Genomic DNA, 26,890 nt, shown 5'->3' with positions numbered 1-26,890 from the left:
CCACTTTGAACTGGAGGCCTTCCTGCAAACCGCCGTGGCCGTGAGCGCCGAGTACCCGGTGGTGGTGTCGGAGTTCATCCAGGAAGCCAAGGAAATCGAGCTGGATGCCGTCGCCGACCGGGGCGCCATCGTGAGCTACGCCATTTCCGAGCACGTGGAGTTTGCCGGCGTGCACTCCGGCGACGCCACCATGTACTACCCGCCCCAGAAGGTGTACGTGGGCACCATCCGCAAGCTGAAAATCATCGCCGAAAAGATTGCCCGGCGCTACGCCATCAGCGGCCCGTTCAACATCCAGTTCCTGGAAAAGAACGGGGCCATCAGCGTGATTGAGTGCAACCTGCGCGCCTCGCGCAGCTACCCGTTCGTCTCGAAGGTCTCGGGCAACAACCTCATCCAAAAGGCCACGCAGGTGCTGCTGGGCAAAGAGGTGGCGCGCGACGAAAGCGAGCGGGTCTACGACCTGCCCTTCGTGGGGGTGAAGGCCCCGCAGTTCTCCTTCACCCGCCTGCCCGGCGCCGACCCGGTGCTGCGCGTCGACATGGTGAGCACGGGCGAAGTGGGCTGCCTGGGCGACACGGCCGAGGAAGCGCTGCTCAAATCGATGCTGAGCGTGGGCTACAAAATCCCGCACCGCTCGGTGCTGATTTCCGGCGGGCCCCTCAAGTCGAAAGTGGCCCTGCTCTCGGCCACGGAGCTGCTCGTCAAGAAGGGCTACGCCCTGTACGCCACGCAGGGCACGCACCGCTTCTTCGCCGAAAACGGCATCCCCAGCAGCCTGCTCTTCTGGCCCGACGAACCGCAGGAGCCCAACGTGCTGACGTACCTGAAGGAAAAGAAAATCGACCTGGTCATCAACATCCCCAAAAACCTCTCGAAAGGCGAGCTGGACAACGACTACAACATCCGCCGCACGGCCGTGGACTTCGGCGTGGGCCTGCTGACGAACGCGCGGCTGGCCAAGGCCTTCATCCAGGCCTTCTGCACCCTGGAAATGAAGGACTTGAAGATTAAGAGCTGGAACGAGTACAAGGCAATGTAATTAGCAGAACAACAGCGTAAGAAAAACAAAAAGAACGTCATGCTGAGCGCAGCCGAAGCATCTCTACCGCTCCGTTGAACAATTGGAGTTACAATTGAGGTAGAGATGCTTCGGCTGCGCTCAGCATGACGTTCTTAATTCCTCTCCAAACCGCCTCTATGAAAAACTTCACATCCTTCGCCGATGCCGGCGACTACAATGCCCTGCTTCAACAAGCGCTGGAAATCAAAGCCAATCCCTACGGCTATCAGCACATCGGGCGCAACAAAACCGTCGGCCTCATCTTCTTCAACCCCAGCTTGCGCACCCGCCTAAGCTCCGTGAAAGCGGCCTACAACCTGGGCGCCCAGGCTTGGGTGCTCAACGCCGGTGCCGATTCTTGGACCCTGGAAATGGCCGATGGCGCGGTGATGAACGGCGGCACGCAGGAACACATCAAGGACGCCATTGCGGTGATGAGTGAATACTGCGACGTGCTGGGCGTGCGCACCTTCCCCACCCTCAAGGATAAAGCCGAAGACTACGAGGAAGCAGTGTTCAATAAGATTCTGCAATACGCCACCGTGCCCGTCATCAGCCTGGAAAGCGCCACCCTGCATCCCCTGCAGTCGTTCGCCGACCTGATTACCGTGGCCGAAACCAAGCAGAAGCAACGCGTGAAAGTGGTGCTTACCTGGGCCCCGCACGTGCGCGCCCTGCCCCAGTGCGTGCCCAATTCCTTTTGCGACTGGTTTTCCGAAATCGACTGGGTCGACTTTGTCATCACCCACCCCGAAGGCTACGAGTTGGACCCCAAATTCACCAAAGGCGCCCGCATCGAATACGACCAAAAGAAAGCCCTGGAAGGCGCCGACTACGTGCAAGCCAAAAACTGGAGCAGCTACCGCGACTACGGCCAAGTGCTCACCAACAACCCAGACTGGATGCTCACGCCTCTCCACATGTCCTACACCGACAGGGCCAAGTTTCTGCATTGCCTGCCCGTGCGCCGCAACGTGGAAGTGTCCGATGCCGTGCTCGACTCACCCGGCTCGCTCATCATTCAGGAAGCCGGCAACCGCACCTTCTCCATGCAAACCGTGCTACACGAGTTGCTGAAGTAACGATACTTCTTAAATAGAACACAGCGGCCCTGCAGAAGCTATTTCTGCAGGGCCGCTGTGTGTTGTTATTGGGCTGTTCTTAAAAACAGGTTCAGGAAGAGCCTCATAAAACCGTTCCAAAGCACACGCCCCCTAGAGTAGGCGCTGACTTTCGGGAACACGGACGCGCCCTTGCGAGGCACTGGGGCCCGAATCCCATGCCTTCTTGTGAAGGCAGAAGGCGGAACCTCGGCTTGGGATTGGACTGGCTATGCTTGCTTTTTAGCCTCCTTTAATTCCTGCTCTAGCTCCGCACCCCGGCGCGTGCTGGCTGCCACGGTGGTACGGGCGGCTAGGCGCAGCTCAATCTCGTCCATGACAATGGCGGCTAGGTCCTGCAACTTCAGCTTTTGGTGGTTCTGATTCAGGTAACGGGGCTTTTGGTCGATGAGGGTTTTGGTCAGTCCCGAGCGTTGGAGCAGGTGCAGGACGTGCTCATACAAGGCGCGCAGGTACGCGCTGCCCATTGCAGCTGGTTGCCAAGTCATGGGCACGCAGACATCTAAAACCAGCTCAAACCAACCCGGCGCGTTGTGAAAATACAGGGTAGTAGCAAGGAAATTATCGGACACAGGAGTGCAACTAAGCAGTAGGCTTGGCTGGCAGGCCCTCAAGCAGCTATGCGACTGCTTTGAGTTACGTTTTCGCGCTTAATTTTGTCCTGATAAGCACATGCTACCGCTCTGCTTTCGTCTTCTTACCGATGTCCTCCCTGGCTTCCTCCTGCGTTAAGTACCAGTGCCTGTCCCACGCCCTGCTGGCAAATCACCTGCACTAGTGGGTAGAAACCAACCTCAAACCCCAATACGCCGGCGCGGCTGAGGTGCCGCATTTTGAGCAGCACCACCAGCGCGGTTACCTTAAACAGGCCCGCGTCGGCCTCGCTGGTATGGAATCCGACGCCCTTGAGTAGCGTGAAGCCGCAGCCACCCAGGAACCGCTCTTAGCACCGTTGATTGTTTCGCTCTACAGGACAGCGCTCTGCCTTCTGCATGCCGGTGCTAGCGGAACGCCAAGGGCAAAGCACATGTTTAACTTAGTTCGGCTGGGTGTGCAACGGCACTTTCGGCCTCCTTTCGTTTTTGCTTTATGATGACCTCTTCTCACCTGCTTGCCCCCAACGAAACCCAGCGCCTTGCAGCCCTGCAAGCCTACCGTGTAACCGGCGACGCCCCCTTTTTCGACGAGTTCGTGCGCCTAACTGGCAAGCTGTTCCAGGTACCCATTGCCCTAGTCTCGCTGGTCGAAGCAGACACGGTCTGGTTTCGCGGCAACGTGGGCCTGGAAGAAGTTCCCGAGCGGGTGCCCCGTGGCGAGAGCCTCTGCTCTGTGGCTGTACTCAGCGACGAAGCCACCGTGTTCGAAGACCTGGTCAACAAGCCCTGCACCCTCATCAACGCCACCGCCGTCGGTGAACTCGGTCTGCGCTTCTATGCTGGCTCCCCCCTCCAAACTGCTACTGGTGAATCTGTGGGCACTCTGTGCGTCATTGACCGCAAGCCTCGCCTGTTGGCGACCGAAGAAGTAGCGCTGCTGCGCGAACTGGCCGACGTGGCCATGCTGCTGCTCGACCTGCAGGCCGTCTTGGCCACCACCTCGGCGCCCGCGCTGGCTTTGTGGGCCGACATCTACGCCGCCATCGGTTCTTCCATCAGCCGTCTCGACACCCTGGCCGAACTCCTGCAGTGGGAAGATACGCCCGATACGCCCGCTGCACTGGCCTATCAGGTCTCACAACGGGAGGAAGCGGCCGTCGTGGCCAAAACCCTGCAGCGCCAGATTAAGGCCGCCATTCAGCAGCTTAAGCTATAGTTCTGAACACCGGCTAGCATCGGACGCCGCTTCATATCAGTACGCCACCCCGCTTCTCTATCGGTGGTATAGCCCCATCTCTCCCCATCACCAACAAAGCCCATGCATTCGTTGCGTGGGCTTTTTTCTCCTGTTCATGTCTCAAAATGAGGCCGGCTTTTAAGCCCCTGCTCGTAGCACCTGCGTATCGGCCGCCTTCTTTTATAAGCACGAAGGACTCAGACGCATCCCTACTACGATATGTTTCGATAGGTCAGCAAAAAGAAAACATATCCGGCGCCTATGTCGGCAGTACTAGCCGAACGTAACACCCCCGCTAGGCTACTCCCGTAGGAGGGCGAAACTACTGTGGTACTACGCGGCTGCTCCGAGACGCTCTGTTCCAGCACCCAACCTTTGCACGGCGCCAACTAGCTGCTCGCCAATCCGGTCAATCTGCGTCAGGCCCCGGCGGGCCTCCTCTATTTGGCCGTGGCGGTACTGCGCGGCTAGTTCGCGCCCCACGCGGAGCATTTCCTGGAGCAGGCGTTCGGCTTCCCGCATTTCAGGTCGTAGCGGGAACTTGGGCTTGATAACGGCGTTCAGCCATTGCCCGAGCGCGTTGCCCTGCGGAGAAAACAGCGCTTCATCGGCCTCCCGAACGCCGTACAGCACCGAGCGCAGCTGCGACTTAAACAGAATTTGTTTAATCCGGGCCTGCTGAAAATCAAGGGTATTTATATCCATCGGTAAGGGCGTTGTAAAGTCGGAAAGGGCGCACTTACTTGCATTAGGAAGCTAAGGGGGACGGAGCCGAGTTGGTAAAGGCCTGCAGTTGCTGCCGGGCTTCTACTAGTTCGGTTACGTCAAAGGCGAAACTGAAAATGCCTACTATCGCGCCGTTTTCGCGGAACGCCTGGTACACAAAGTCAAAGTAGCGCGACTCGATTTGGCCAGTCGCGCGGCGGTGCAACTGCAGGAGCATTTCCTTGCCATAGTAGGACTCGCCCGTTTGGTACACCTGGTCGAGCAGGGCAATGAAGCCTTGTTCTGCGGCTTCGGGCACAATGTCCAGCACCGTTCGTCCCACTATTTCGTCCGTCGCGAATAGCTCGTGGTAGAGCGGATTGGCAAATTCGAACACATACTGCGGGCCCCGCACGATGGCCACCAACGCCGGCGCCTGCTGAAACAGGTTATAGAAAGTTTCGCGCTGGCTCTGGGCCAATTGAAACGCTTGGTACGACTGGTCGGACAATGCCGCCTGCTCCTCGTTGGCCTGCAGCAACTCGGCCACCAGCGCCTTTTGGTCGTGTATGTCCACGGAGCAGCCCACCCACATGCTCACGTGGCCCTCCGCGCTAAGCCGCGGAATGCCGCGGGCCAACACCCAGCGGTAGTCGCCATCGGCGCTGCGCAGGCGGTACTCGGTCTGGTACGCCGTGCCCGATTCGTATGCTTTGCGCCATGCGGCTCCGGCCGATTCCCGGTCTTCGGGGTGCACGCCCTCAAGCCAGCCAAACTCTACCTCCTGCGCCATTCCTTTCCCCGTAAACGTCAGCCACCGCTGGTTGAAATAGTCCGACGAGCCATCGGCGCGGGTGGTCCAGACCATCACCGGTAATGCCTCCAGAATGAAATTTGAGCGCTCCTGGCTTTCCAGCAGAACGTGCTGCATCTCCTTGGCGCGAAGCTCGACGCGGTGCTGCTCCGTCACGTCGCACGTTTTCAGCAGGATGGCCTGCACGTTGCCCTGCGCATCCAGTTGGGGGTAGTTGGTGGTTTCCCAATACCGCTCTTCCAAGCCGCCTCCTTGCTCGGCGGTGCGTTGCATGTCGTACCGAATGCGGGGCATGGTATGGGGCGTGCCGTGCTGCCGTATGTGCTCCAACGAATCGGTAAACACCTTCCAGTCGTTCTGGTCTGCCCGGGGAAACACGTCGAATACATTCCGGCCCACAATGGCTTCGCGCTGCTTAAAGGTCACGGCCAAGTACAGGTCGCTGGCGTCCAGAATGGTGTAGTCCGGAGCCATGAGCAGGTAATGCTCCGGTAGTTGCCACAACGTATAAAAGGTGCCGGGGGCGGAAATCGAAGGAGTCATAAAAATTACGGGGTTACTAGCAAAGACATGGCCCAGCTACATGCGTTGCAGCCACTCGGAAGCCGTATCCAAGCTCTGAAAGGTCATGATGGTGATGCCCGCTGTGGTGTGTTCCACGGCCAACTGCGCCGACAGCTGGCTGTAGCGCTCCGGCGAATATATCCACGAAAAGTACCGGCACCCTGCCTCGTACAGCATCGGAAAGAATACGTCGCTGCCCCATTTGGCGGAGTCAGCCCACAAGCCCGTAATGCGGGTGTTGTCGTTCAGCACCTTGGTGCAGTTTTCCTGCTTCAGCAGTTCCAACAGTTTAAGGGCACCTGCCATCACCGACTCATCATCCAAGGCGCCGTGCCAGTCCAGGTAGAGCCAGTCGTTGCTATAGTCGTAGGAAATAGTCAGGGTCGGAACGTCGTATAGGGTGCGCAGGGCCATGGATGGTGGTAATATGCAGACAGTACGCACGGAAGAGGCATAAGTTCAGGGATGACCTGACGCATCCAGTTGTCGCTTCTCCTGGCCTCGCCGTTCAACAACTAGAGCAGCACCTCATGATGCAGCCCCACTCTGTATAGCAGGGTTCAGCTACTAGAAACGGGACGGGCTGCATATCCCGCTTCATTGATATTGGCTCGACACCCGCGCATTTTTAACCAGTCGAAAGCTTTGGGCAAGCCGGATGGCTAGCCGAATCAAGGAACTGGACGAAACCAGCAGGCCGTAAAAACCAACCGAGCGGCCAAACCAGCATCAACTTGGTATGCATGAAAAAGCCCCTGCAAGTACTTAACTTACAGGGGCTTTTTGTTGTGATCCCGCTGGGATTCGAACCCAGGACCCGTACATTAAAAGTGTACTGCTCTACCAGCTGAGCTACAGAATCGGTACCTTGTCACTTCACAAGGGCGATACCCTGTTTGTGGGCACAAAAGTACAAGCACCTCCCGAATTACACAACCTTGATTCAAAAAAAAGTCTCCTTTCTTTCTGTACGCACGGTTTTGCTGGGATTAATCGTCCTGCCTCTCTGGGTCTTGGCTGCAAAACCGACCCAAAATAATTTATTAAATAAATCTGTTTCGGACTCAATCGAGACGTTGCAGCAGGCCGATTCCCTTTTTGCGGCAGGCCATTACGTCGCTTCAATTCCGGCTTATAAGCGGCAAGTGTGGCAAAAACGCCAGGCTTCGCCCGAACTGCTGTTGAAATTGGCGTACGCCCAGCAGCAGTTGGGCCACTACCCGGCCACCCTGCTGTACTTAAGCCTGGCTTATGCCCGGGAACCGCGTGTGCGCACCTGGCGGCAGTTGGCTACTCTGGCAGCCCAGCACCGCTTGGTGGGCTACCCCATGACGTGGCAGCAGGAAGTACGCGTGCAGGCCCAGCGCTACTATTACCCCGGCTTGCAGGTGCTACTGGGGGGCGCAGTGGTGGGCGCCATCTGGCTGCTGTGGCGGCGGGGGCCGCGTAGGGCCTGGTTGGCCTATGCGGGGTACGTTGGGCTGCTGGGTGCCTACCTGTATTTCCTGCGGCCCAATCCCGCGGGGCTGGTGGCCCGCTCCGGCGCGGTCCTGATGGCCGGGCCCAGCGCAGGGGCAGCATGGCTAAGCACTGCCGCCGTCGGCGACCGCCTGCTGGTGCTGGGGCGCCAGGATATCTGGTACCGGGTGAAATGGCAACAAGGCGAAGCTTTTGTGCGCGAAGCCGATTTGCTGGTGGTGGAGTAGGAGTAATGGGTAAAATAGTGGGCTTGCTGTTTGATTTGCTTGAGTCGCATGGTTGAAATTTCAAGCCTGCCACTTCATCATTTCAGCATTTCACCACCTTATTTATAAAACCAGGCCGGTACTTTTGTGGGTATGTCCGCTTCCCTCACGCTTACTGGCCTGTTTCTTTATCCTGTTAAATCCCTGGGCGGCTACGCGGTGGCCGAAGCCGACGTGACGGCCCGCGGGCTGCAGCACGACCGGCGCTGGCTGCTGGTAGACGAACGCAACCGCTTCATGACCCAGCGGCAGCTGCCGGAAATGGCCCTGCTATCCGTCGCACCGGCGTACAATGGCTTTCTGATTACCCACCGCCAGCGGCCCGATTTGCTGCCCCTGTTCATTCCCTTCGAGGCCACGCTAGAGCGCACGCTGTTCGTCACCATTTGGGATGACATGGCTTGGGCCTGGCGGGGCACGCCGCAAGCCGATGAATGGCTGACCGAAGCCCTGGGCCGCCCCTGCCGCCTGGTGTACATGTCGGACATGGTGCGTCGAGACGTGGAGCCGGAGCACAATCCGGAAGGCCAACTGGTGAGTTTTGCCGATGGCTACCCTTTCCTAATGATTGGGGAAGCGGCCCTGGCTGATTTGAACACGCGCTTGGCCCAACCCGTCCCGATGAACCGCTTCCGACCCAATCTGGTATTCGGCGGCGGCACTCCCTACGAGGACGATAACTGGGAGGATTTTCAAGTTAGCGGGGTGTCTTTCAGGGCGGTGCGGGGCTGCGGGCGGTGCGTGCTCACCACCATCGACCAGCAAAGCGCTACCAAAAACCCCGTGGGCGACCCGTTGCGCACCCTGGCTACCTACCGCCAAGTGGAGCACAGCATCATGTTTGGCCAGAACGTAACCGGCGCGGGAAAAGGCCGCCTGCGGGTAGGCGATGCCCTGACTGTACTCAGCCACAAGTAGCACTGGCTTTAGCTTCGATGCGGCCGATGCCAATCGGGCCAATGGCGCAACTCCGGCAGCTACGACAGCGTTCTGCTGAGCTAGGCTCAACGCCCCGCTTTTGCATGGAACTGGATTATCTGCTTGACTTTCTGGCCCGGCTCGCGGCCAACAACACCACGGCTTGGATGGCCGAACATCGCCCCGACTACCAACGAGCCCGTGCGGCCTGCACCCAACTCGTTGGCGAGGTATTAGCCCAAGCCGCGGCCACCGACCCCGACCTGGCCGGCCTGACCACGGCCGATGTAATGTTTCGCCTCCACAAGAACGACCGGGCCCACCGCGACCCGGAGCCCTACAAGCGCCGCATGGGGGCCGGCCTAAAGCTGGGCGGCCGCCACGCGCCCCGAGCGGGGTATTTCCTGGCTATTCAGCCAGAGGGCCGCAGCTGGTTGGGCGCGGGCACCTTCCACCCTACCCCGGCCATGCTGGCGGCCATCCGGCAAGAGATTCATTACAACGGCGAGGAGTTTCATCGGCGGCGGCAGGCTCCGGCACTGCTTGAACACTTTTCGGCGGGCCTCGACACCACGGGCCCGCAGCTCACCCGGCCGCCTCGCGGCTACGCGGCCGACGACCCGGACTTGGCCTGGCTACGGCTTAAAACCTACGGTGCGGGCCGCTTCTATTCTGATGCGGAAGTGCTGGCGCCTGGTTTTGTAGCGCAGGTAGTAGCGGGCATTGCGGCGGCGCGGCCGCTGGTGGATTTTCTGAACGAAGCGCTGCCTTCCACCTGAGGCCACGGCTGTGGAGACGCCACCCTTGGCGTCTCGTCGTTGAACGGTGGGTGAAATGATACCCAAACGGCGCAGACGCCGAGACGCCAAGTGTGGCGTCTGTACATCGTTCTTCAACAGTAAAAGCCCCGCTTTCTGAACCAGAAAGCGGGGCTTTTACTGAATAGCAAGCTAGCAGGTATTAAGCCTTTAAAACAGGCCGAAAAGCGTGTTATTAATCTTGTCGATGATGGTACCGAGGTCTTCGGGGTTGCGCACGTAGTCGAGGTCGCTCACGTCCACGATGAGGTGGCGGCCGGCACTATAGGTACCAATCCATTTCTCGTAGTGCTCGTTGAGGTTTTTGAGATACTCGATGCTGATGCTGTTCTCGTAGTCACGGCCGCGCTTCTCAATCTGGCTGATGAGCTTGGGCAGGTCGGCGCGGAGGTAGAGCAGCAGGTCGGGCGGTGCCACAAGGTCAATCATGGACTCAAATAGCGCGTAGTAGTTGTTGTAGTCGCGGGTTTCGAGCAGGCCGGAATCGTGCAGGTTGGCCGCGAAGATGTGGGCATCTTCGTAGATGGTGCGGTCCTGGATGATGCCCTTGCCGGCCTTTTGCAGCTCTTTAATGCGCTGGGTTTGGCGGAAGCGGCCGTTGAGAAAATAAACCTGGAGGTGGAAGGCCCAACGGGGCATGTCGTGGTAAAAATCCTTCAAATAAGGATTGTCGTCCACATCTTCCAAAAATACTTCCCAACGGAAATGCTGGGCCAACTTATGGGCCAGCGTGGTTTTACCAGCCCCAATGTTGCCGACGATGGCAATGTGCATGCGCTACGAACGAAAAAGACGAGAGAAAAGCAGAACCCCAAAGGTAGCAGCACGCCGGAATTACAACCTATTTATCAACAGTTGTATATATTTAGTCTACCCCTTCTACCATGTACACCGCTCCTCCCCATCTGCTTGCCCTCAAGGATGACCAAGGGTCGGCGCTGGCCGAATACACTATTTATCCCGATGAAGGACTGCTGTGCGTGCGTTGGCATGGCCACCTCACAGGTGCCGAAGTCATAAAGGGCGTGCAGCAGGGCAGCCAGTGGCGCGACCAATTTGCGTATTCCCTCATTCTAAACGACAAAAGCGATACCGGCGGCGACTGGAGCGAGGCTTTGCCCTGGCTCCAGTACGAATGGCTGCCGCTGGCTTTGGAGGCTGGCGTAAAGGCAATGGCCTACGTGTTTTCGCCCAACCGCGAAAATCGGTTTGCCAGCCAAACCTTCGTCAACGCCTTGCGCCCCCACATGGCCATTGAGGTATTCGAAGACCTAGGTCTGGCCATGGCATGGCTGCGGCAACAAAGATGCCCGGGGAACAGCCGCCCTGCGGCCCCATTCCCCAGGCATTAAGAGCTACTTGGCTACTCTACCTTGTCTTTTACCTGCCGGGCACCGCGCAGGGTGTGAAACTCGCCCTGGAACGTGCGAACGCGCAGGCGCTCTTCGAGGGGCAGTTCTGTGCGCACCTGCTCGTAGCGCTGGTTGAGGCGGGCGAGCACCACGCCGGCGTTGTCCCAGTCCTGGTAGCTCCACTTGCGGCGTTCGTCGCGGGTGGTGGCAATGAACCGCTCGTAGAGGTCGGGCAGCTGGTGGGCGCTCACGCGGGCCAGGTTCACGTCGGAATTCAGCAGGTGCTGCTGAATGGGGTCAGAATCGGCGCGGCGGGGAGCCGCCTGGGCTCGGGCCCCCGGCCGGGCCAACAAATCGCCGGAGGGGCGGGCTCCGGTGAGCTCGCCGCGCTGGCGCATGCTATCGGAGGTCGAGCTTTGGGCGGAGCTGGTGAAGGGCAGCCCCGCGAGCAGCAGCAAAAAGAAAGGTGCAGATTTCATGAAGAAGGAAGTAAGAAAAACCAGAATAGGGGCTTTAACGCAAGGAATGAGCCAACCGTATTCAAACGGGCGGTTCGGTTTCGTTTTTTTCGCCGCAATTTCGTGTTTTGCAGCTTATGACTTCTGACGCCCCTACCGCGCCGCCGCGCATTGAGCCCGCCACGCTCAACGACATCCCCACCATTATTCAGCTGGCCGAGGCTACCTGGGAGCCCACGTACCGGTTTATTATCTCGCGCGAGCAGATTGATTACATGTACCGCGTGATTTACACGCCGGCCTCCCTCAAGCGGCAAATGGCCGAGCAGCACCACTCGTTTTTGCTGGCTTATGTAGCCGGCGAGCCGGCTGGCTTTGCGTCCTTCAGCCCCCTGCCAACCGAAGAAGACGGGGGCTCGGGCTTTAAGCTGCACAAGATTTATGTGTTGCCCACCCGCCAGGGTCAAGGCCTGGGCGTGCACCTCATCGAGGCTGTAGAAAACGCCGCACATGAAGCCGGCGGCCAGTTTCTGGACCTAAACGTGAACCGCTACAACCCCGCCATTGCCTTCTACGAGCGGCGCGGCTTTGCCCGGCACCGGGAGGTCGACGTGCCCATCGGGCCGTATTTCATGAACGACTACATTATGCGGAAAGCGCTGTAGGCTATTTTTTCTTGTTCTTGCGCTCCACACCTGTTGTGTAAAATCCTTTAAGTATTCTTCTTTTTAACCTCATAACTCCTCACATGGCTATTAAACTCACCGTTCTTTCCAATGGCTCCCTCCGCGTGGAGGGCGAAGACATTGAACTAGTTGACGCCCAAGGCCAGCCCTACGGGCTGGGTGGCCGCCAGCGCATCAGCATCTGCCGCTGCGGCCTGTCGAGCCAGAAGCCGTTCTGCGACGGCTCGCACAAGGGCCATTTCGAGCACGACGCCACGGCATTTGATTTGCCAGCACCAAAGGCTGTCTAACTGGCTGGAAACATAGAAGCTGCGCTTCTTCTATCGCTTATCAACGTTCTACCCCTGAATAAAAAACGCCTGCTTACTCAGCAGGCGTTTTTTATTGCTACTTCGGCTAGATTTCTTAGCCGCTAAGAAAGCTTAGAAACCGCTCACGTTGAGGCGGCCACCAGTTACGCACTTGCCCGAGAGCGAAGGGGTAGGAACCGCACTGTTTAGGATGGCCGCTTTAATGGCGGCAGCCGTGGCGCCAGAACGGGAGGCAGCGTAGAGAGCGGCGCCACCGGCTACGTGTGGGGTAGCCATGGAAGTGCCGCTATACGTTGAATACGTGTTGAAGGCTGTGGTAGACGACACGCCCGAGCCGGGCGCGCCAATGTCAACGGTGGTGGCGCCAAAGTTTGAAAATGACGAAATGGCACCCGACGAAGTGATGGCAGCTACTGCAATAACGTTGGGCAAATCATAGTTTGAAGGGTAGCTAGGAGTTGTATCGTTATCATCGCCCACGCCATCGCTGCCGCCGTTGCCGGCCGCGGCGATGAAGAGGATATTGGCCTCATTGGCGCGTTTAATAGCATCGAACAAGGCCTGGGAGAAGCCACCGCCGCCCCAGGAGTTGTTGCTACCCACCATGTTAATGCTGTGGCGCGTCTTCAAATCGGTAAGGTAATCCACGGCCTTCACAGCGTTGGCCAAAGAACCGCCGCGGCGGCCTAGAAACTTGCAGGAAATCATGGTGATGTTCCAGTTTACACCGGCTACCCCTGCGCCGTTATTGGCTTTGGCGCCTATAGTACCGGCCACGTGCGTGCCGTGGTCGTCGAGGCTGCCGCGGGTGCCGCCGTCGTAGATGGAATTGTTGTTGCCATCGAAGTCCCAGCCGTGAATGTCGTCCACGTAGCCGTTGCCGTCGTTGTCGACGCCATCAACCGGGTCTTTAGGGTTGGTCCATATCTGGCCAGCAAGGTCGGGGTGGTCATATTGAATGCCTTCGTCAATGACGCCCATGAACACCGATGCCGAGCCGGTGTGGCCCAAGGCCCATGCCTCGGCAGCCTGGCTGCCGTACTGGTTGGCGGGAGACGAAGCGTCGCCGTACATGCCCCACAACGAACCGTTGGTGAAGTAAGGGTCAGAAGAAACTGCCGTGTGCTGGTAGATATAGTTGGGCTCGGCGTACTCCACTTCCGCGCCTTTCAGCAAGCCAACGGCTTCGGCGGCGGCCAGGGGGGTACGCACCACGAGAAGAGCTTCCTTCTCGCCGGCGCGCTCCATGGCCTTGGTAAGGATACGCTCAGCAACTTCGCCTTTAGCACGCGACAAGGCCGCAGCCCGGGCCGTGGCCGAAGCACCGGCTTTGAATTTTACCAAAACCTCGTTGGCCACGTAATTCACGCCGGGCTGGCCGGCAATGTGGGCCTCGCTGCTGACTTCGCCGGCCGTGGGCTGGGGCGACTCAACATTTTTTTCGCAGCTCGCCAGGGCGAACGCCGATAGAATGGCCGCAGCCGCGAGGGATTTGCCGGTGAAGGCATTGTACTTGATTTTCATAGACAGCTGAGTATAAGTTTGGAATGAAGTCGGATGGCTAACCCATCCATTATCAAGTTACAAATTTTATACAGTATTCTAAGAATTAATAAGACTGTCAAGCCATCATAAACTAACATCGTTTTAGAGGCAAAAACCCAGCGTCTATCTCATGGATTTATAGAAAAGGGTAAAACAAAAAAACGCCTGCTTATCCAGCAGGCGTTTTTTATAATGAGGTCAGAACTAACCAGCCAGAGCGTTGCTTAGAAGCCGCTCACGTTGAGGCGGCCACCAGTCACGCACTTGCCTGTGAGGGAAGTTGTGGGAATGGCACTATCCAAGATAGCTGCTTTAATAGTGGCAGCAGTAGCCCCGGGGTGGGTAGAGGCATAAAGCGCTGCGGCGCCGGCTACGTGCGGAGTAGCCATGGAAGTGCCATTGTAGGAGCTATAGGTGTTGAAGGCCGTAGTAGACCAAACGCCCGAGCCCGGAGCGCCAATGTCGACCGTGGTGGCACCGAAGTTGGAGAACGACGACTTGGCACCAGCCGAAGTGATGGCGGCTACGGCAATCACGTTAGCCTGGGGCAGGTTGGAGGGGAAGCTGGCTACAGCATCGTTGTCGTCGCCCACGCCGTCGCTGCCGCCGTTGCCGGCCGCTGCGATGAAGAGGATGTTGCGGGCTTCGGCACGGGAAACGGCATCGGACAGGGCCTGCGAGAAACCGCCACCGCCCCAGGAGTTGTTGCTGCCCACGATGTTCATGCCGTGGCGTGACTTCAGGTCGTTGAGGTAGTCAACGGCTTTTACTGCATTGGCGGTGGTGCCGCCGCGGCTGCCCAGGAACTTGCAGGAAATCATGGTAACGTTCCAGTTCACACCGGCTACGCCTTCGGCGTTGGCCGAAGCGCCGATGGTGCCGGCCACGTGCGTGCCGTGGTCGTCGTAGGCACCGCGGGTGCCCCCGTCATACACGGTGTTGTCATTTTTGTCGAAGTCCCAGCCGTTGATGTCGTCAATGTAGCCGTTGCCGTCGTTGTCGACGCCGTCGGCCGGGTCGTAGGGGTTAGTCCACACGTTTGCCTTCAGGTCGGGGTGGCTAACCTGGATGCCTTCGTCGATGACGCCCATCACTACTGTCTTCGAGCCGGTGTGGCCCACGGCCCAAGCAGCAGCGGCACCGCTTCCGAACTGGTTAGCCGGCGTGGTAGTGGCACCGTACATGCCCCAGAGCGAGCCGTTGGTGAAGTACGGATCGGAGGAAGTAGCCGTGTGCTGGTAAATGTAGTTGGGCTCTACGAACTCCACTTCTTCGCCGCGCAGACGGCCCAAAGCTTCAATTGCAGCCATTGGGGTACGCACTACTAAGAGGGCTTCGCTTTCGCCGGCGCGCTCCATGGCTTTGGTCAGGATGCGTTCGGCAACTTCGCCTTTAACCCGCGCCAGCACGGCAGCACGAGCCGTTGCCGAAGCACCGGCCTTAAACTTTACCAATACTTCGTTGGCCACATGATTAACTCCCGGCTGACCATACTGTCTGGCGTCGCTGTTTGTCTCACTGGCGCTTACGGATGAAGTAGGTGCTTCGACACTTTTTTCGCAGCTGGCTAACGCAAAGGCCGAAAGGAAGGCCGCAGCCACGAGGGGTTTGCCAGTAAAGGCATTGTACTTTTTTTTCATAGGTAGCTGAATTTTTTTGGGGTGACTTGAAAAATTTGGCTGTGGTTGAATTGTGATTCCAATGTATGCGTTTTTTTTGCATATCATTAACAAATTCATAACAAACCACTCAAATATTATCAAATTTCCAATGAAACAGTTTCAACGTATGTGATTATGAAACACTCACTTCTATCATTTTACTGCGCTATAAATCCTAAAAAATATTTTCTATAAAATCCTAAAACAGCTACTTTGATTTTTTACCCGTTAGACAAATAATTGTATTTTAGTATCATAAATTAAAATGCCAATTTTCAAACAAATAGCACAAAGTAGAAATAGTACAATAAGCATTTGAACTGGGTATTTGAGCATGATTTCACATGCTCAACCCTTGGCTACGGCTAGCTCGGCCTGTTTCATTAAACAGGTTTGGCCCCAGCGCCCAGCATGAGCCAAAGGTTCTGGCGCACGATGTCGCCCATGGAGTCGCACTTTTCGAAGGCTTCGGTTTTGTGGTAGCGGTTGAGCTCGGCCTTGAGTTGGGCTACTTTTTTGGGCGGGGCCAGCTCGTGGCGGCGCATCACATCGAGCAGGTCGCGGAGGCGGTGGCGCTCGGCGCGGGCACGGCGGGCCATGAGGGCACGCTCTTCGGTTTGGTACTGGCGGAGGGTTTCGGGCTTGAGCAGGCGGGCGCACATGGCCACAACTTCGGCGTTGTCCTTGAAGAATTGGGGCAGATACATCACGCGGCGGCCCTCGTAGCTCTGTTGGTCGAAGTCGATGGCCCGCACGCGGTACTGCTCGTCCTCGAAGTCGGGCGTGACGTCGATGACGTAGTTGTAGGCGCGCATGTCGCCGAGCAGGCGCACAAAGCAGCGCTCGTTGAACTTGACGAACTCCTTGGCTATGCGCACCTGGTTGATGTGCGGCTGGCTGAGGCGCAGGCGGATGAAATCATCGCCTGGAATGCCGGCAATGTGCTCTTCGATGAGGGTATCGCCGGTTACCAGAAAGTTCATGGAGTTGGGCGACAGCAGGTGCTCCAGCTCCAGGCCGTAGAGGCGCGAGGCGTCGGCCTTCTTCACGTAGAAGTAGTCGTAATTGTCGTTGAACTGGTTGACGATGCGCACCCGAAACGGGTTGGAATTGCCGAACTGGCAATAATCGATGCGGTCGGCCACGAGGTGCTCGCTGAACGACAGGTCGCCGGCCGTTTTCAGCAGCGCGTACACTTCGGTAAGGCCCTGGCTGAGCTCGCGCAGGGTTTGAGGCTCGAAGAACACCGTTTGCCAGAGCGTGTCCTTGCCCGTGCGGTCGAGCAGCGGATAGGAGCTGCTGAAATACCGCAGCTCATCGTATGTTACCGGCAGCGGGGCCTCCCGGTCGTAGGCGCGCAGGTACTGGCGCAGCTCGGGCGTGAGGGGGTACGACGGCTTTTTGCGGGAGATGTCCATGAAGGCAATGGGTGAAAATTCAAAACGTCATGCTGAGCGGAGCCGAAGCACTCTACTGCGTGACTAATTGATTTTAGTGTTGCAGTAGAGATGCTCCGGCTCCGCTCAGCATGACGCGCTTCTAACGCTCTTATTTACTAGACGGCCAGCTCGTTCACCAGCTCCACGTATTGTTGGCGGGCGGCTTCCTTGCTGGTGCCGCGCAGGCTGGCCCAGGCGTCGTATTTGGCAATGGCTTTGAAGTCGAAACCACCGGGACGGACGCCGGTTACGTCTCCTTCGGTGGCTTGCTTATAGAGGGCGTAAAGCTGAAGCAGCACCATGTTGGAAGGTTTGGAGGAGAGCTGTTGAGCGCGCTGGCTGGCAGCTTCGAATTCTTCTTGTGTGGTCATGAGGATGGGTAAAATGCTGTTGTTTTAAGTGCTGAGCGCCGTTGTACCTTGGCAGCTCATTAAGACAAACGTATGACGCGCAAATCTATTCAAGCATGGGCTGCGGCGGCGCTATTGCTAACCGCCCCGGCCGCTTTCGCCCAAAAAACCTACCTGCACTGCGGCCGCCTGCTGGATGTGCGCAGCGGCAAACTGCTGAATCAGCAAACGATTGTGGTAGAGAAAGACCGAATTGTGGCGGTTCAAAGCGGCTATACGGCCGCCAGCGGGGGCCAGGACAAAGTCATCAACCTCGAAAACCGTACGGTGCTGCCCGGCCTGATTGACTGCCACGTGCACGTGGAGGGCGAAACCAGCAAGGACAACTTCATCAAGGATTTGACCCAGAACCCCGCCGACGTGGCGTACGAAGCCATTGCCCACGTCAACAAGACGCTGATGGCGGGCTTTACCACGGTGCGCGACCTGGGCGGCTCGGGCGTGAATGTGAGCTTGCGCAACGCCATCAACCGTGGGCAGGTGGTGGGGCCGCGCATCATCACGGCGGGCAAGGCCATCTCGGGCACGGGCGGGCACATGGACCCCACCAATGGCTACCGGCTCAACCTGATGGGCGTGCCCGGCCCAGCCGAGGGCATCGTGAACGGGCCCGACCAGGCCCGGCAAGCGGTGCGCGAGCAGTACAAGCGCGGCGCCGACCTCATCAAGATAGCCTCCACCGGCGGCGTGCTGTCGGTAGCGAAGGACGGCTCGGCCCCGCAGATGACCGAGGCCGAAATCCGGGCCGTGGTGGAAACCGCCCGCGACCTGGGCCTGGCCGTAGCCTGCCACGCCCACGGCGCCGAAGGCATGAAGCGGGCCGTGCGGGCTGGCGTCACCAGCATCGAGCACGGCACGCTGATGGACGACGAAACGATGAAGCTAATGAAGAAAATGGGTACTTGGTACGTGCCCACCATCACGGCCGGCAAGTCGGTGGCCGACTCCGCAGCTAAAAACCCCAACTACTACCCACCACTGGTGACGCCCAAGGCCCTTGCAATCGGGCCCAAGCTGCAGGGCACCTTCGGACGGGCCTACAAGGCCGGGGTTAAAATTGCTTTCGGCACCGATGCTGCGGTATTCCGCCACGGCGCAAACGCGCTGGAGTTCGGCTACATGACCGAGGCCGGCATGCCCGCCACCGAAGCCATTCGCAGCGCTACCCTCAGCGCTGCCGAGGTGCTGGGCCGCAGCAGCGACCTAGGCACGCTGGAAGCCGGTAAATTTGCCGACATCATTGCTGTCGACGGCAACCCGCTCCAGGACATTTCGGCTATGATGCGCCCTGTTTTCGTGATGAAGGCCGGCACAACGTACCGCCAAGACTGATAATCAATTGACTATTTCTTGAAAGCACCTTCCCGCATGGCTGGGCTGCGCCGCTTGGTAGGCCTGGGCTTTGGCCTGGCTGTGGCCGTGGGGGGCACGGCTGGCACAGGCGTACTCACTAGCCCCGGCGAGCTGGCGCGGACGCTGGGCGGGCCCGGCCCGGTGCTGGTGCTGTGGGCGGTGGGTGGCCTCTACACCCTGCTGGCCGCAAACACCATGGCGGAACTGGCCGGCCGCCTCCCCCAGGCCGGGGGCTGGTATGGCTATGCCGAAGCCGCTTTTGGCGAGTTTCCGGCCGTTGCGGTGGCCTGGGCCGACTGGACCAGCAGCTGCGTGACCGGTGCGCTGGTGGCACTGCTGCTGGGCGAGTACCTAGCCCAACTGCTGCCCCTGGCTATTCCGCACGGCCCCACGGTGCTGGCAGCGGTGGCCGTGCTGGCCTTATGCTTAATACAGTTTCGGGGACTGCGAGAGGGCAGCCGGGCGCAGGAAATCACGGCGGTCATTCTATTGCTGGGCGTGGTGGGGCTGCTGGTGGCCAGCTTCGGGCTACCGGGCGCGGCCCCTGCCGTAGCGCGGGTTACGCCCACGACTGGTCTCACGGCCGTGAGCGTGGTAGCGGCCCTGCAAGTGGTGGTGTTCGCCTACGATGGCTGGTACGGGCCCATCTACTTCGCCGAAGAAACCCCACAGCCGGGACGCACGCTCTCGCGGGCGCTGATGTGGGGCGTGGCGGTGGTGCTAGGGCTCTACTTTGTCTTGAACGCCACCCTGCTGCGAAAGCTGCCCTTTGCCACCCTTCAGGGTTCGGAGCTGCCGCTGGCAGAACTAGCGGCCACCCTGCTTGGGCCACTGGGCCGGAAACTGGTGCTGGCCCTGGGCGTGGTGGCCATGGTAGGCGTGCTCAACTCGGTATTGCTGATGGCCACGCGGGTGCTGTTTGCGCTGGGGCGGGCAGGACACTTGCCGGCTGGGCTGGCGCGGGTGCACGGCGGCGGCACGCCCCGGCCAGCGCTGGTGGTGGCCGGAGTGCTCACGCTGGGCCTGCTGCTGAGTGGCACGGTGGCTGAGCTGGAGGCCATCACCAGCGTGCTTTTCGTAGGGTATTATGTGGTAGGCTTCGCGGCGCTCTTTAGGTTACGACGCTTGCAACCGACGACGCCCGGCGATTTTCGAGCGTGGGGCCATCCGTGGAGCACGGGCTTACTGATGGCGCTGTCGGTGGCGTTTCTCGTCATGAATGCCGTGTCCGATACAAGGCACGCGCTGGTTGCTCTGGCCCTGGTGGCGGGGGCCTGGCCGCTGTGGCGCTGGGCTCGAAAAAGCGCTACCGTAGCGAAATAGGCGACATCATAAGCTAAGCTCAACCGCAACCTAAGCAGTTGGGAGCCGCGTATGCACCGGCCAAGCCACCTCTTTTTTTGTTTATGAAGCCAGCCGATATAAATACGCTCGTTCAGAAATTTCTTCAGCATAAGCTAACGCTGGCCTTGGCTGAAAGCTGCACCTGTGGCTTGGTGGCGGCCCAGCTAGCGTCGGCCACCGGGGTGAGCGAGGTGTTGCTCGGTTCCGTGGTCACGTACCACGTCGAAGCCAAGCAGAAGCTGCTGGGGGTGAAAAAAGAAACCATCAAAACCTACTCTGCCGAAAGCCAGCAAACCACCAATGAAATGGCCCAGGGCCTACACAAGCAATTGCCTGCGGCTGATGTGTGCGTGGCCGTGACCGGCCTTTGTGGCCCCGGCGCGTCCGAAACGCCCGACAAACCGGTGGGAACTATGTTTGTCACCATTTTGCTGGAAGACCAGGCCTACGAATACCGCGAGGTGTTTGAGGGCAACGCCGATAAGCTGCGCGAGCAGGCCGCGGGCTTTATCTACGCCAAGCTCTCCGACCTTTTGCAGCGCCGGCAAGACGCCGACGGGGCTCCCCTACCCAGCAAAAAGCACCTGGTCGACCTGGCGTAGCGCCATTCTCCCGCTGGTGGACTGTAGCGCAAACTTGTAGTTCGTGTCCCCACGCCGTTCGGGTATCGCGCCGTAGCGCGAACTACAAGTTCGCGCTACGGTTCAGTGTCCTTAGTGCTGCGGACTACCGCGCTGCCCGATAGAGCTTGGTGACCCCATACAAGTCGGTTTTGCAGTCAAAATCGACGAGGCTTTGGTCGAAGCGCAGTTGACTCAACGCGGCCACAAAAGTGGGGTTGCTGGCTGCGTACACCTCGCGCAGGTAGCGCAATCGTGAGCGGAAACAGTAACCCTTTGAGGCCGCGGCTGAAGTAGTAGCAGGTAGGCCCGGAGTGCTCGGGGTAGCGGTGGTTTGCGCACGTTCCGGGTGCCAGGGAGCTGGAGTACACGCAGAGCGTATCTGCGAATCGGAGAAGATATTCCTGGCCCCGGTGCGGCCGGAAGATGCGCCCTTTGTCTGTGACGTAGCCCCACACGCTATCGGGAGCCACGCGCACTCTGGCGGTGCGGGCGCCTTGGGCTACCACCACTAGCTGCCCGCGCTTATCGTGGTAATACGCATTGGTGCCGCCGGGCTGGGGCTGGCGCGCCCAATGGGCTTCGGCGGTACGGTAGGCGCCCGGCGGAATGGTGGTAAAGCTTGGTCCCTGCCAGCCCGGCGAGGAGCACGGCGCTAACTAGAAAAGGAAGGTAAGGAAAAGACATGGCAGGTGACTAAAGCACTGAAACAGACTTCGGTAAAGTCACTGCCCCACCAAAAGGAACTGGCCGCGCGGGCCTGGTTTTTGCCAGGCTGACGGTGCGTTTACTGAATGTCACGGCCATTGCCGAACTTTGGGGAGGGCAACTATTCTCAACCCGGCAATCTTTCCATTTATCATGAAAAAAACCTTATTGCCGCTGATGCTTGCGGCCCTCATGCTTGCCCACGGCACCGCTGGCGCCTGGGGTTTCTTCGGCCACCGCACCATTACGCAGGTGGCGGTGTATGAGCTGCCGGCGTCGATGCAGGCGTTCTACTACCGGCACATGGCCGAGCTGGTGCGCCTGAGTACCGCCCCCGACGAGCGCCGCAACTCCGACCCCACCGAAGCGCCCAAGCACTTCATCGACATCGACCATTACTCCGAAGACAACCCCTTTGGCAGAATGCCCCGGCAATACGAGAAAGCAGTAGAGAAATTCTCGGCCGATACGCTCCAGAAGTACGGCACCGTGCCGTGGGTTATTCTCGAAACCAAAAACAAGCTCACGGAAGCCTTCAAACAACGCGATACCATCAACATTGTGAAGTACTCGGCGGAGCTGAGCCACTACATGGGCGATGCGTTTGTGCCGCTCCACACCACCATCAACTACGACGGCCAGCTCACCGACCAGAAAGGCCTGCACAGCCTCTGGGAAAGCCAGCTTCCCGAACGGTTCATCAACGATTACAAGTTGGCGGGCGAGCCGGCCAAGTACGTGAAAGACCCGCTGGCGGCCGTGTGGGGGGTTATTCAGGAGAGCTTTGGCTTCGTGGGTGAGACTTTCGACCGCGCCAGCAAGATTGAGAAGAACATGAAGCCCGATGTGCGCTTCACCTTCTCGCACCGCTACGGCAAAACCTCGCGCCGCTATTCCGACGCCTTTGCCGACGAGTACGAAAAGGCAGTGGGCGGCATGGTGAGCTACCGCCTGAAAGGGGCTCCCACCATGATTTCCTCGCTCTGGCTCACGGCCTGGCAAGACGCCGGCCGCCCCAACCTCAACGAACTGATGTACCAAGGCAAGCCCACCAAAGAAGAGAAAGAAAAGCTGATTACCGAGCTGGCCGCCTGGAAGCGAAACACCCTGAGCCAGGACCAGTTGCTGCTGGCCCAGCAAAAGGAGAAGAGAGTGGAAACCCCCGACGAAATTAAAGCGGCCAAAGAGAGCGGCGCGCCTCGCAAGCCAGCGGCGGCGGCTGAAGATGATGACGACGACGCTCCGTCTCCAACTCCGGCTTTCGATAAGCTGAAGGTGAAATCCAAAGGCCCCGCCGGCACTGAAAAGATTAAGCAGAAGAGCGACGCGCCAAACTAGTTGAGACTTGTGCTAAGCAACGCTCAGCTTTTATCTTCCGGCGAGCTCACTCAAATCTTGGTAGCCAAGTTGAAAAAGCAGACATAAGAAAATCCGGTTTCGCGGTTGCGGGGCCGGATTTTCATTTTTCACCTCCTACCACTTTCTGCCTATGATACTGCGCCTTGATGTCCGCGTCGATGACGTGGGCTTTTTTTGTGTTCGTATAAAGACGGCGAAAGATTTCTTCAAAAGCAGACGCGCGGCATGACTGCTTATTAAATACGGTTACAGCTGCACGGTTACTTAAAAAAGCAAGTTGAAGGTGTCTTACCTTGCCTCGCCCTTGGGTTCTACATTTGCTCCTATGGACATTCTCCTCAATTGCCGCTACGCTGTGCTGGGGCTGGCTTTGCTAGCTGCCTGTAACCAGGCTCCACCGGTGTCCGAAGCACCTAAAACGGCACCCGTCCTCCCCGGCCCCGACCTCGCGACCCTAACCGACAGTGCTGCCCCGGCTGCCCTGCTGGCCTACGGCCGCCAGTATCCCGGCTCCGAAGTGCTGGTGCGCACCCGCCTGGGCAATATCCGGGTGAAGCTCTACGACGACACCCCTATTCACAAGGCTAACTTTCTGCTGCTGGCCCGCAAAGGCGTGTTTGATGAAACGATGTTCAACCGGGTGGTGAAAAACTTCGCTGTGCAGGGCGGGCAAACCTACGTTTCGCGCACCATCCGGCTGAGGCGCTACCGGCTGCCCCCCGAAATCCGGGCCGAACACTTTCACAAAAAAGGCGCGCTGGGCATGGCCCGCTACGACGACGAGCAGAACCCCGGCCGCCTCTCTTCCAACACTGATTTCTACTTTGTGGTGGGCGAAAAGTTAGACCCAAACCAATCGCAGGCCATGGCCGGCCGCAAGCTTACCCCTGCCCAAATCAAGGCCTACGCCACCGTGGGCGGCGTGCCCTCCCTCGACGGCCAGTACACCGTGTTTGGAGAAATCATCGAAGGCCAGGACGTGGTGGATAAAATCGCCAATGAGCCGGTGGAGTCCGACAAGTGGCCAGTGAAGGACATTCCCATCAAAGTTGAGGTGGTGAAGTAAGCCGTTGTTACTAAACTAATACTGCTTTTAGCTTCATATTTAGCGGATATTGGAGGGCTTCACCTCCTTAAAAACGCTTGATGCCTGAGCAGCACGAACAGCACTCGCCTCGCAAGCACTGCCAACCGGACATCCAGCCGCCCTGCTGGCTTAATCAAGCACCACTGGTGTTCCGGTCAAGCTTATGTCTGCCTTCAACACTCGGCCTGCGGCCACATCGGCGGTAAGTGGCTGGCCGCCGCCCGCAAACAGCTGCACTTTCCCGGGAGCTTCAATGCGCCGGGCCTGCGCGTCGAGCCGCGAGAGCTGGCGCGGCGACAAGGTAAACTGCACCGTCAGACGCGCGCCCGGGGCGAGCGTTACCCGACGAAAGCCTTGCAGCGCGTGGCGCGCCACGCGGCCCGATGTGCCGGCATGCCGCACATAGAGCTGCACCACCTCGTCGCCGGCCCGCGAGCCGGTGTTCTGCACCTGCACGCTCACCTGCACGGGCTGGCCCGTGGCGGCTTGGGGCAGCACCTTCAGACCGCTGTATTTGAAGGTGGTGTAGCTCAGCCCGTGGCCGAAAGGAAACAGCGGCTCGCCCTTGAAATAACGGTAAGTGCGGCCTTCCATGTCGTAGTTGTCGAAGGGCGGCAGCTGGATTTCCGATTTATAAAACGTCACGGGTAAGCGCCCGGAAGGGTTGTAATTGCCAAACAGCACGTCGGCTAGGGCAGTGCCGGCCGCTTGCCCGCCGTACCAGCTATTGACAATGGCCGGCAGGTTGGCAGCCTCCCAGGGCGTGGCAATGGCGCTGCCCGTCATCAGGGCAAACACCACGGGCTTGCCCGTGCCGTGAAGCACCTTCAGCAATTCGGTTTGCACGGCGGGCAGCCCAATGGTGGTGCGGTCGCCGCCACTGAAGCCGGGCACTTTTACGTTCATCTCCTCGCCTTCGAGCTTGGGCGAGATGCCGCCCACGAACACTATGGCGTCGGCATCTTTGACCCGGGCCAGGATGTTGGCCGCGTTCATAGGCACCACTTTGGCGCCGGTGAACTTGAGGATGGTGCGGCGGTCGGTTTGGAAATACTCGAGCCGCAGGTTCAGCTTTTTTCCGGCGGTCACATTCAGCACGTGCTGGTTGGTGGAAAGCCCGCGCCCCTGCCAGGCATCAATGACCAGCTTATCGTCGACGAACAGCCGGTAGCCGTCGTCGCCGCTGATTTGCAGGGCCAGCTCCTCTGTCTTTTCCGGGGTGAAGCTGGTTTGGTAGCGGGCCGAAAAATTTTCGGCGGGCAGGCCGGGCGCCACTTCCATTTTCACGTTGGCGAGGTAGCGGTCGAGACCGGCCTCTTGGCGAGTGGCCACGGCTGCCCCTTCCAGGTTGGTGCCGCGGAAATACTCGGCGCGGAAGCCTGGCTGGCCGTTGTAGGCCAGATTTTTGTTGATGTCGAGCGGCTCATACACGATGTTGCTGGCGTAGTCCACGCCCTGCACGTACATCACCTCCGTGCCCTTGCCCACTTTGGCCCGAATGCCTTCAAGCGGCGTCACGATGTCGGTGGGGAAGCCGTTGTAGTTGCCCAACTGCACACTCTCGTTGTCGGCGTTGGGACCGAGCACCGCAATCTTCTTCAGGTTTTTGCGCAGCGGCAGCGTGTTCCGCTCGTTTTTGAGCAGCACCACCGACTCGCGCGCCATCTTTAGGGCGTGGGCTTGGTGGGGAGCACTCTCTACCACGCTCAGCGGAATCCGGGCGTATTTCACGCGCTCCACCGGGTCGAACATGCCCAGCTGGAAGCGGATTTTGTAGAGGCGCTTCACCGAAGTGGTGAGCTGCTCTTCGGAGATGAGTTTTTTCTGCACCGACTCAAACAGCGAGTTGTAGGTGAAGAGCTTGCCGGTTGCGCACTCAAGGTCAGTGCCGTGCAGCACGGCGTTGGCGGCGGCGGTAGCGGCGTCGGGGTCGGTTTTGTGGTGCTGCCAAAAGTCATTGATGCCGTCGCAGTCGGAGGTGACGTAACCCTTGAACTGCCATTTTTTGTACAGAATGTCGTTCATCAGCTTGTCGCTGCCGCAGCAGGGCTGGCCGGCGTAGGCGTTGTAGGCGCACATCACCCCGGCCACTTTGGCGTCCACAATCAAATCCCGGAACGCCGGCAGGTAGGTATCCCACAAGTCGTAGTCGCTGACTTGGGCGTTGAACTCGTGGCGCGAAGACTCCGGCCCGCTGTGCACGGCAAAGTGCTTGGCGCAGGCCGTGATTTTCAGGTATTTTGGGTCGTCGCCCTGGAAGCCCTTCACCAGCGCCGAGCCCAGCTGGCCGGTCAGGTAGGGGTCTTCGCCGTAGGTTTCCTGCCCCCGGCCCCAGCGCGGGTCGCGGAAGATGTTGATGTTGGGCGTCCAGAACGTCAGGCCCTGGTAGATGCCGCGCTCCCCGCGCCGCACAAACTCCTGGTGCACGGCCCGCGCCTCGTCGGAGGTGATGGTCGCCATTTTCAGCATGGCGTCCTGGTCGAAGGTCGCGGCCATGCCGATGGCCTGCGGAAACACCGTCGTTTTCAGGCTGGTGCGGGCCACGCCGTGCAAGGCCTCGTTCCACCAGTTGTAGGCCGGGATGCCCAGCCGCTCGATGGCCGGCGAGGCATTCAGCATCTGCGACACCTTCTCGGGCAGCGTCAGGCGCCCCACTAAGTCATCCACCCGCTGGTCGATGGGCAGGTCGGGGTTCCGGAAGTCATAGTCGGCCTCGGCCGCCGCATTCCAAGGCACGGAGGGCAAATGCGGAACCCCACTGGTAGAGTTCAGCAGCAAGCCCAATAAGGCAACTGTCAGCGTCGTTTTCATAGAGGATTGGTACTGATGTGGACGGCCGTGGCCGCTGGGCGGATGATACAGAAGGCGTAGGCGAGGTGGTCGGGCAGGCGATTCATGCCGCCAGGCAGGTAATCTCATCGCTCTTTGAAACAAAAGCAGCAAGCCAGCGACACTGAAGAGAGTGTCGGCTAGTGA

General features: G+C 59.1%; 25 protein-coding genes, 1 tRNA gene and 1 pseudogene. 14 read left to right on the top strand and 13 right to left on the bottom strand.

Features of this window, described 5'->3' with window-relative positions:
- Window positions 1–1,042, top strand: a pseudogene (locus ACP7AJ_RS14555) (carbamoyl phosphate synthase large subunit); the annotation flags it as partial.
- Between the two features lie 158 nt (window positions 1,043–1,200).
- Window positions 1,201–2,145 carry an acetylornithine carbamoyltransferase gene (locus tag ACP7AJ_RS14550; protein WP_426060935.1) on the top strand — a complete coding sequence of 315 codons (945 nt, stop codon included), beginning with the start codon at window positions 1,201–1,203 and terminating at the stop codon, window positions 2,143–2,145.
- A gap of 248 nt (window positions 2,146–2,393) precedes the next feature.
- Here ACP7AJ_RS14550 and ACP7AJ_RS14545 read toward each other — a convergent pair whose 3' ends face one another.
- On the bottom strand, window positions 2,394–2,756 hold the full coding sequence (locus ACP7AJ_RS14545) for a hypothetical protein (protein WP_426060934.1): 363 nt from the start codon (window positions 2,754–2,756) through the stop codon (window positions 2,394–2,396).
- A gap of 517 nt (window positions 2,757–3,273) precedes the next feature.
- On the opposite strand from ACP7AJ_RS14545, the gene ACP7AJ_RS14540 reads away from it, so the two are divergent.
- Complete coding sequence (locus tag ACP7AJ_RS14540) at window positions 3,274–3,996, top strand: GAF domain-containing protein (RefSeq protein ID WP_426060933.1); 723 nt, start codon at window positions 3,274–3,276, stop codon at window positions 3,994–3,996.
- 354 nt (window positions 3,997–4,350) lie between these two features.
- On the opposite strand, the gene ACP7AJ_RS14535 is transcribed toward ACP7AJ_RS14540, so the two are convergent.
- From ACP7AJ_RS14535 to ACP7AJ_RS14520, 4 genes are all read right to left on the bottom strand, one after another.
- A complete protein-coding gene (locus ACP7AJ_RS14535) occupies window positions 4,351–4,722 on the bottom strand; it encodes a hypothetical protein (RefSeq protein ID WP_426060932.1) in 372 nt (123 codons plus the stop codon).
- Between the two features lie 43 nt (window positions 4,723–4,765).
- Window positions 4,766–6,079 carry a PAS domain-containing protein gene (locus ACP7AJ_RS14530; protein WP_426060931.1) on the bottom strand — a complete coding sequence of 438 codons (1,314 nt, stop codon included), beginning with the start codon at window positions 6,077–6,079 and terminating at the stop codon, window positions 4,766–4,768.
- Window positions 6,080–6,115: 36 nt separating this feature from the next.
- Entirely contained in the window at window positions 6,116–6,514 is a 399-nt protein-coding gene (locus tag ACP7AJ_RS14525; protein ID WP_426060930.1) for a hypothetical protein, read from the bottom strand.
- A 375-nt stretch (window positions 6,515–6,889) separates the two neighbouring features.
- Window positions 6,890–6,962, bottom strand: a tRNA-Lys gene (locus ACP7AJ_RS14520).
- Between the two features lie 283 nt (window positions 6,963–7,245).
- On the opposite strand from ACP7AJ_RS14520, the gene ACP7AJ_RS14515 reads away from it, so the two are divergent.
- The 3 genes from ACP7AJ_RS14515 (at window position 7,246) to ACP7AJ_RS14505 (ending at window position 9,542) form a co-directional block, all read left to right on the top strand.
- Window positions 7,246–7,806 (top strand): hypothetical protein, encoded by a 561-nt coding sequence (locus tag ACP7AJ_RS14515; RefSeq protein ID WP_426060929.1) that lies wholly within the window; start codon window positions 7,246–7,248, stop codon window positions 7,804–7,806.
- A gap of 132 nt (window positions 7,807–7,938) precedes the next feature.
- Window positions 7,939–8,763, top strand: a complete 825-nt coding sequence (locus ACP7AJ_RS14510; protein WP_426060928.1) for an MOSC domain-containing protein — start codon at window positions 7,939–7,941, stop codon at window positions 8,761–8,763.
- 104 nt (window positions 8,764–8,867) lie between these two features.
- On the top strand, window positions 8,868–9,542 hold the full coding sequence (locus ACP7AJ_RS14505) for a DUF2461 domain-containing protein (RefSeq protein ID WP_426060927.1): 675 nt from the start codon (window positions 8,868–8,870) through the stop codon (window positions 9,540–9,542).
- Between the two features lie 189 nt (window positions 9,543–9,731).
- On the opposite strand, the gene ACP7AJ_RS14500 is transcribed toward ACP7AJ_RS14505, so the two are convergent.
- Window positions 9,732–10,355 carry a deoxynucleoside kinase gene (locus ACP7AJ_RS14500; protein ID WP_426060926.1) on the bottom strand — a complete coding sequence of 208 codons (624 nt, stop codon included), beginning with the start codon at window positions 10,353–10,355 and terminating at the stop codon, window positions 9,732–9,734.
- A 110-nt stretch (window positions 10,356–10,465) separates the two neighbouring features.
- Here ACP7AJ_RS14500 and ACP7AJ_RS14495 point away from each other — a divergent pair, with 110 nt between their 5' ends.
- Window positions 10,466–10,933 (top strand): STAS/SEC14 domain-containing protein, encoded by a 468-nt coding sequence (locus ACP7AJ_RS14495; RefSeq protein WP_426060925.1) that lies wholly within the window; start codon window positions 10,466–10,468, stop codon window positions 10,931–10,933.
- Window positions 10,934–10,944: 11 nt separating this feature from the next.
- On the opposite strand, the gene ACP7AJ_RS14490 is transcribed toward ACP7AJ_RS14495, so the two are convergent.
- Window positions 10,945–11,412: a hypothetical protein gene (locus ACP7AJ_RS14490; RefSeq protein ID WP_426060924.1), complete on the bottom strand. Its 468-nt coding sequence runs from the start codon at window positions 11,410–11,412 to the stop codon at window positions 10,945–10,947.
- A gap of 116 nt (window positions 11,413–11,528) precedes the next feature.
- Here ACP7AJ_RS14490 and ACP7AJ_RS14485 point away from each other — a divergent pair, with 116 nt between their 5' ends.
- Window positions 11,529–12,056: a GNAT family N-acetyltransferase gene (locus ACP7AJ_RS14485; RefSeq protein WP_426060923.1), complete on the top strand. Its 528-nt coding sequence runs from the start codon at window positions 11,529–11,531 to the stop codon at window positions 12,054–12,056.
- A gap of 83 nt (window positions 12,057–12,139) precedes the next feature.
- A complete protein-coding gene (locus tag ACP7AJ_RS14480) occupies window positions 12,140–12,367 on the top strand; it encodes a CDGSH iron-sulfur domain-containing protein (RefSeq protein ID WP_426060922.1) in 228 nt (75 codons plus the stop codon).
- 132 nt (window positions 12,368–12,499) lie between these two features.
- On the opposite strand, the gene ACP7AJ_RS14475 is transcribed toward ACP7AJ_RS14480, so the two are convergent.
- From ACP7AJ_RS14475 to ACP7AJ_RS14460, 4 genes are all read right to left on the bottom strand, one after another.
- Window positions 12,500–13,912, bottom strand: a complete 1,413-nt coding sequence (locus ACP7AJ_RS14475) for a S8 family peptidase (protein WP_426060921.1) — start codon at window positions 13,910–13,912, stop codon at window positions 12,500–12,502.
- 245 nt (window positions 13,913–14,157) lie between these two features.
- A complete protein-coding gene (locus ACP7AJ_RS14470; RefSeq protein WP_426060920.1) occupies window positions 14,158–15,573 on the bottom strand; it encodes a S8 family peptidase in 1,416 nt (471 codons plus the stop codon).
- A 404-nt stretch (window positions 15,574–15,977) separates the two neighbouring features.
- Entirely contained in the window at window positions 15,978–17,012 is a 1,035-nt protein-coding gene (locus ACP7AJ_RS14465; RefSeq protein WP_426060919.1) for a hypothetical protein, read from the bottom strand.
- Window positions 17,013–17,149: 137 nt separating this feature from the next.
- Window positions 17,150–17,404, bottom strand: coding sequence for an acyl-CoA-binding protein (locus ACP7AJ_RS14460; RefSeq protein ID WP_426060918.1), 255 nt, complete (start codon window positions 17,402–17,404; stop codon window positions 17,150–17,152).
- Window positions 17,405–17,476: 72 nt separating this feature from the next.
- On the opposite strand from ACP7AJ_RS14460, the gene ACP7AJ_RS14455 reads away from it, so the two are divergent.
- The 3 genes from ACP7AJ_RS14455 to ACP7AJ_RS14445 all read left to right on the top strand — a co-directional run bounded on the left by ACP7AJ_RS14455 (window position 17,477) and on the right by ACP7AJ_RS14445 (window position 20,742).
- On the top strand, window positions 17,477–18,775 hold the full coding sequence (locus ACP7AJ_RS14455; protein WP_426060917.1) for an amidohydrolase family protein: 1,299 nt from the start codon (window positions 17,477–17,479) through the stop codon (window positions 18,773–18,775).
- A gap of 18 nt (window positions 18,776–18,793) precedes the next feature.
- On the top strand, window positions 18,794–20,119 hold the full coding sequence (locus tag ACP7AJ_RS14450) for an APC family permease (protein ID WP_426060916.1): 1,326 nt from the start codon (window positions 18,794–18,796) through the stop codon (window positions 20,117–20,119).
- An 83-nt stretch (window positions 20,120–20,202) separates the two neighbouring features.
- Window positions 20,203–20,742, top strand: coding sequence for a CinA family protein (locus ACP7AJ_RS14445; protein WP_426060915.1), 540 nt, complete (start codon window positions 20,203–20,205; stop codon window positions 20,740–20,742).
- A 124-nt stretch (window positions 20,743–20,866) separates the two neighbouring features.
- Here ACP7AJ_RS14445 and ACP7AJ_RS14440 read toward each other — a convergent pair whose 3' ends face one another.
- On the bottom strand, window positions 20,867–21,013 hold the full coding sequence (locus ACP7AJ_RS14440) for a hypothetical protein (RefSeq protein ID WP_426060914.1): 147 nt from the start codon (window positions 21,011–21,013) through the stop codon (window positions 20,867–20,869).
- Window positions 21,014–21,621: 608 nt separating this feature from the next.
- Here ACP7AJ_RS14440 and ACP7AJ_RS14435 point away from each other — a divergent pair.
- Both ACP7AJ_RS14435 and ACP7AJ_RS14430 read left to right on the top strand, forming a co-directional pair.
- Window positions 21,622–22,806, top strand: a complete 1,185-nt coding sequence (locus ACP7AJ_RS14435) for a zinc dependent phospholipase C family protein (protein ID WP_426060913.1) — start codon at window positions 21,622–21,624, stop codon at window positions 22,804–22,806.
- A gap of 346 nt (window positions 22,807–23,152) precedes the next feature.
- Window positions 23,153–23,893 carry a peptidylprolyl isomerase gene (locus tag ACP7AJ_RS14430; protein ID WP_426060912.1) on the top strand — a complete coding sequence of 247 codons (741 nt, stop codon included), beginning with the start codon at window positions 23,153–23,155 and terminating at the stop codon, window positions 23,891–23,893.
- A gap of 150 nt (window positions 23,894–24,043) precedes the next feature.
- Here ACP7AJ_RS14430 and ACP7AJ_RS14425 read toward each other — a convergent pair whose 3' ends face one another.
- Window positions 24,044–26,725, bottom strand: coding sequence for a glycoside hydrolase family 3 C-terminal domain-containing protein (locus tag ACP7AJ_RS14425; RefSeq protein WP_426060911.1), 2,682 nt, complete (start codon window positions 26,723–26,725; stop codon window positions 24,044–24,046).
- Between the last annotated feature and the right edge of the window lie 165 nt (window positions 26,726–26,890).

It is taken from the genome of Hymenobacter sp. B1770 (assembly GCF_049896385.1).
In the GTDB taxonomy this organism is placed as follows: domain Bacteria; phylum Bacteroidota; class Bacteroidia; order Cytophagales; family Hymenobacteraceae; genus Hymenobacter.
This window is presented reverse-complemented; position numbering and strand designations above follow the sequence as displayed.

Coding starts and splice junctions, on each gene's coding strand:
- ACP7AJ_RS14530 (WP_426060931.1), bottom strand. CDS start 6,079: ATGACTCCTTCGATTTCCGCCCCCGGCACCTTTTATACGTTGTGGCAA.
- ACP7AJ_RS14460 (WP_426060918.1), bottom strand. CDS start 17,404: ATGACCACACAAGAAGAATTCGAAGCTGCCAGCCAGCGCGCTCAACAG.
- ACP7AJ_RS14475 (WP_426060921.1), bottom strand. CDS start 13,912: ATGAAAATCAAGTACAATGCCTTCACCGGCAAATCCCTCGCGGCTGCG.
- ACP7AJ_RS14465 (WP_426060919.1), bottom strand. CDS start 17,012: ATGGACATCTCCCGCAAAAAGCCGTCGTACCCCCTCACGCCCGAGCTG.
- ACP7AJ_RS14485 (WP_426060923.1), top strand. CDS start 11,529: ATGACTTCTGACGCCCCTACCGCGCCGCCGCGCATTGAGCCCGCCACG.
- ACP7AJ_RS14500 (WP_426060926.1), bottom strand. CDS start 10,355: ATGCACATTGCCATCGTCGGCAACATTGGGGCTGGTAAAACCACGCTG.
- ACP7AJ_RS14525 (WP_426060930.1), bottom strand. CDS start 6,514: ATGGCCCTGCGCACCCTATACGACGTTCCGACCCTGACTATTTCCTAC.
- ACP7AJ_RS14550 (WP_426060935.1), top strand. CDS start 1,201: ATGAAAAACTTCACATCCTTCGCCGATGCCGGCGACTACAATGCCCTG.
- ACP7AJ_RS14430 (WP_426060912.1), top strand. CDS start 23,153: ATGGACATTCTCCTCAATTGCCGCTACGCTGTGCTGGGGCTGGCTTTG.
- ACP7AJ_RS14490 (WP_426060924.1), bottom strand. CDS start 11,412: ATGAAATCTGCACCTTTCTTTTTGCTGCTGCTCGCGGGGCTGCCCTTC.
- ACP7AJ_RS14470 (WP_426060920.1), bottom strand. CDS start 15,573: ATGAAAAAAAAGTACAATGCCTTTACTGGCAAACCCCTCGTGGCTGCG.
- ACP7AJ_RS14535 (WP_426060932.1), bottom strand. CDS start 4,722: ATGGATATAAATACCCTTGATTTTCAGCAGGCCCGGATTAAACAAATT.
- ACP7AJ_RS14495 (WP_426060925.1), top strand. CDS start 10,466: ATGTACACCGCTCCTCCCCATCTGCTTGCCCTCAAGGATGACCAAGGG.
- ACP7AJ_RS14540 (WP_426060933.1), top strand. CDS start 3,274: ATGATGACCTCTTCTCACCTGCTTGCCCCCAACGAAACCCAGCGCCTT.
- ACP7AJ_RS14445 (WP_426060915.1), top strand. CDS start 20,203: ATGAAGCCAGCCGATATAAATACGCTCGTTCAGAAATTTCTTCAGCAT.
- ACP7AJ_RS14510 (WP_426060928.1), top strand. CDS start 7,939: ATGTCCGCTTCCCTCACGCTTACTGGCCTGTTTCTTTATCCTGTTAAA.
- ACP7AJ_RS14455 (WP_426060917.1), top strand. CDS start 17,477: ATGACGCGCAAATCTATTCAAGCATGGGCTGCGGCGGCGCTATTGCTA.
- ACP7AJ_RS14505 (WP_426060927.1), top strand. CDS start 8,868: ATGGAACTGGATTATCTGCTTGACTTTCTGGCCCGGCTCGCGGCCAAC.
- ACP7AJ_RS14480 (WP_426060922.1), top strand. CDS start 12,140: ATGGCTATTAAACTCACCGTTCTTTCCAATGGCTCCCTCCGCGTGGAG.
- ACP7AJ_RS14435 (WP_426060913.1), top strand. CDS start 21,622: ATGAAAAAAACCTTATTGCCGCTGATGCTTGCGGCCCTCATGCTTGCC.
- ACP7AJ_RS14425 (WP_426060911.1), bottom strand. CDS start 26,725: ATGAAAACGACGCTGACAGTTGCCTTATTGGGCTTGCTGCTGAACTCT.